This window comes from Kineococcus esterisolvens (assembly GCF_050871405.1).
Classification (GTDB): domain Bacteria; phylum Actinomycetota; class Actinomycetes; order Actinomycetales; family Kineococcaceae; genus Kineococcus.
This window is the reverse complement of record NZ_JBJLRI010000136.1, coordinates 1-3,320: the sequence shown is the minus strand read 5'-3', so window position 1 is coordinate 3,320 and position 3,320 is coordinate 1. Positions and strand designations below refer to the sequence as shown.

General features: G+C 70.9%; 2 protein-coding genes. One reads left to right on the top strand and one right to left on the bottom strand.

Annotation, left to right across the window (positions count from 1 at the left end; genetic code table 11):
- Positions 1-47: 47 nt before the first annotated feature.
- Entirely contained in the window at positions 48-1,061 is a 1,014-nt protein-coding gene (locus ACRYR8_RS21035) for a glycosyltransferase (RefSeq protein ID WP_432486217.1), read from the bottom strand.
- 316 nt (positions 1,062-1,377) lie between these two features.
- Here ACRYR8_RS21035 and ACRYR8_RS21030 point away from each other — a divergent pair, with 316 nt between their 5' ends.
- Positions 1,378-3,264 (top strand): malectin domain-containing carbohydrate-binding protein, encoded by a 1,887-nt coding sequence (locus ACRYR8_RS21030; RefSeq protein WP_432486216.1) that lies wholly within the window; start codon positions 1,378-1,380, stop codon positions 3,262-3,264.
- The last annotated feature ends 56 nt before the right edge of the window (positions 3,265-3,320 follow it).

Sequence of the window (3,320 nt, the reverse complement as noted above, 5' to 3'; positions counted from 1 at the left end):
GTCGGTGACGAGGGGGCCGCGCTGCATCGTGGTGGCGGGAGACCGCCTCAGCCGTTCGGGTAGCTGCGGGCCCCCCGCTGCGTCTCGATGCGCCGCAGCAGCTTGGCGATGTTCGTCTGCACCCCGTAGCGGCCGACGCGCCCGGTGGCGCCGACCGCCGCGGACAGGGCCGCCACGACCGGGCGCCGGACGGGCTCGGCGGCGGTGGCGGCCAGCAGGGCGCGAGCGGGCCGCGGCAGGCCCACCGCGAAGCGGTCCGGGTCGTACGGGCCCAGCACGTCCGGGTGCAGCTCGTGGATGAGGCGCTGGTCCCAGCCCTGCCGCCTGGCCTGCTCCAGGAAGGCCTCGAGCGAACGCTCGTGGACGTGGTCGGCGCGCAGGGTGCGGTCGAAGACGGCCTCGAGGCCGGCGCGCTGGGCCACCACGCCCAGGTGCTTGTCCTGGTGGTAGCGCAGGCCCGGGGCTCCCAGGTGCGCCTGCAACCCGAGGTAGTCCTCCCGCCGGAAGGAGACGTTGCCCATCCACAGGTTGGGCAGCACCGACGCGGGGTCCCGCTCCCACTTCTCGACCACACCCAGGTACTCCTGCGCGTAGAGCCGGGTGGTGAAGCTGCGGGGGCCCGGCTGCTCAGGCACCCGGGTCGGCATGAAGCCCACCACCACGCGTCCGGGCGCCTCGGCGTGCCGCAGGGCGTGACCGCGCACCAGGCCGGGGTGGAGGAGGACGTCGTCGTCGACGAAGAGGACGACGTCCGAGGTGGCCGTCTGGGCAGCGACCCACTGGGCGTTGGTGAGGCCCTTGTTCTCGAGGAAGAGGACCTGCACGCGGTCGTCGCCGGCCGTGGCCTCCCGCAGCAGCTCGAGCGAGCCGTCCCGCGACCCGTTGACGACGAGGACGTACTCGGTGGCGTCCTGGTCGAGCAGAGCGGGCAGCACGCGCGGCAGGGCGTCCCGCCGGCCGTAGGTGCTCATCACCACGGCGGTGCTGGGGAGCGTGGACCCTCCTTCCGCCGTCGCGGGCCGGTCCTCGGCCGCGGGGGTGGTGGGTGGTGCATCCGACAACGGTCATCTCCTCATCGTGAACAGCTCTCCAGAATTTACAGGCCCGGGCGGCGGCCGCGGGGGCTCCTGCACGCCTTCACCCCCTGACGGAGCAGCGCGGGACCAAGACCCGACGGCCGTTCAGGCAACCGGCCGTGACTGTCCGTGACGAGGTCACCCGGTCGGAGCAGCCGTGTCGAAGCATAGGGCCGTTCGGGAACAACGCTGCGTATTTATCCCATGATTCTCGCGGGAAGTGGCGCACCGCACCTCAAGGCTCCCGGCCGGGGACCGAGAACAAAGGTGTCGAAAGCACTTCCCAAGAAATGAGATTCTGATGCGCTTCTCCCGCGCGATCGCCACCGCCGTGGCCACCGCCGCCCTCGCCGGGTCCGCCGCCGTGTGCGTGCCCGCGTCCGCCGCAACGCCCTCGACCGTCGCCATCAACGCGGGGGGCAGCGCGATCAGCGCCTCCGGCACCTCCTACAGCGCCGACAAGGGCAACATCGGCGGCCGCACCTCCACCACCACCGTGGCCAGCGGCACCACCGACAGCGCCCTGTACCAGAGCGTGCGCTACGGCATGAGCGGCTACAGCATCCCGGTGACCAACGGCACCTACGACGTCACCTTGAAGATGGTCGAGAACTACTGGAGCGCCGCCGGCAAGCGCGTCTTCGACGTCAGCGCCGAGGGCAGCGCCGCCCTGTCCGACCTGGACCCCTTCCAGATCGCCGGCGGCAAGAACAAGGCCGCCCAGCGCACCTTCACCACCACCGTCAAGGACGGCAAGCTCGACCTGGCCTTCAAGGCCGACCAGGACAACGCCAGCATCGCCGCCATCCTCATCACCCCCAAGACGACCGCGACCCCGGCGCCCGCCCCCGCGCCCGCCGTCGGCATCAACGCGGGGGGCAGCGCGATCAGCGCCTCCGGCACCTCCTACAGCGCCGACAAGGGCAACATCGGCGGCCGCACCTCCACCACCACCGTGGCCAGCGGCACCACCGACAGCGCCCTGTACCAGAGCGTGCGCTACGGCATGAGCGGCTACAGCATCCCGGTGACCAACGGCACCTACGACGTCACCTTGAAGATGGTCGAGAACTACTGGAGCGCCGCCGGCAAGCGCGTCTTCGACGTCAGCGCCGAGGGCAGCGCCGCCCTGTCCGACCTGGACCCCTTCCAGATCGCCGGCGGCAAGAACAAGGCCGCCCAGCGCACCTTCACCACCACCGTCAAGGACGGCAAGCTCGACCTGGCCTTCAAGGCCGACCAGGACAACGCCAGCATCGCCGCCATCCTCATCGCGCCCCGGACCGGCACGGCGCCCACCCCGGTCGTCACCCAGACCCCGCAGCCCACCACCCCGGCGCCGGCGCCGACGCCCACCACGACGCCCACCAGCGGCACCACCACCGCCGACCGTGCTTCGTGGAAGGCGCCCACCCTGCAGAACCCGCTGGTCTGGGTGCCCAGCGCCTCCCAGCGCTACTTCAAGGCCCCCGCCGACCGCGACGTCCTCATCCAGTGGCCCTCCACCGCCCTCGACGTCCAGGGCGGCTTCGAACTGACCGGCGGACGCAACGTCGTCAGCATCGGCGGCACCGTGAAGTTCTCCAAGCGCTACTTCCCCTCCATGGTCGACCAGCCCAACAACAACCGCTGCCTGAAGATCAACGGCAACGACAAGCTCGGCGCCCCCCGCACCGTGCACGTCGAGGACTTCCACTGCGCCGGCTCGCACATCTGGGAAGGCATCAACGTCGACTCCAAGGCCGAGCGCGCCGTGCTGACCGTGCAGTTCCGCGACATCCGCGTCGACGGCGTGCACGTGGAGTACCCCGGCAGCACCGGCAAGCACATCGGCGGCGACGCCCTGCAGGTCTGGAACGGCCCGCACCGCCTGTTCATCGACGGCTTCACCGCCAAGAACCTGGAGTACCAGGGCTTCTTCCTGCAGCCCTACCAGTTCGGCACCGGCAAGCTGGGCACCTGGGACATCCGCAACGTCAACCTCGAAGGCGCCGCGTCCCGCTCGGCGTACATCCTCTGGCTCGCCGGCACCCGCAACGCCTCCGACAGCAACGGCGTGCAGATCAACGTCAAGAACGTCTACGTCCAGCCCGGCGGCGGACGCACCCGCGCCTCCTCGCTGTGGGAGGCCGACAAGGACTGGTACGACGTCACCATCGGCAAGCCCGCCCGCGACTTCGTGAGCTGACCCGCCCCGACACCACCACGGCGCCGGTGCTCCCGCCCCACCAGGGCGAGAGCACC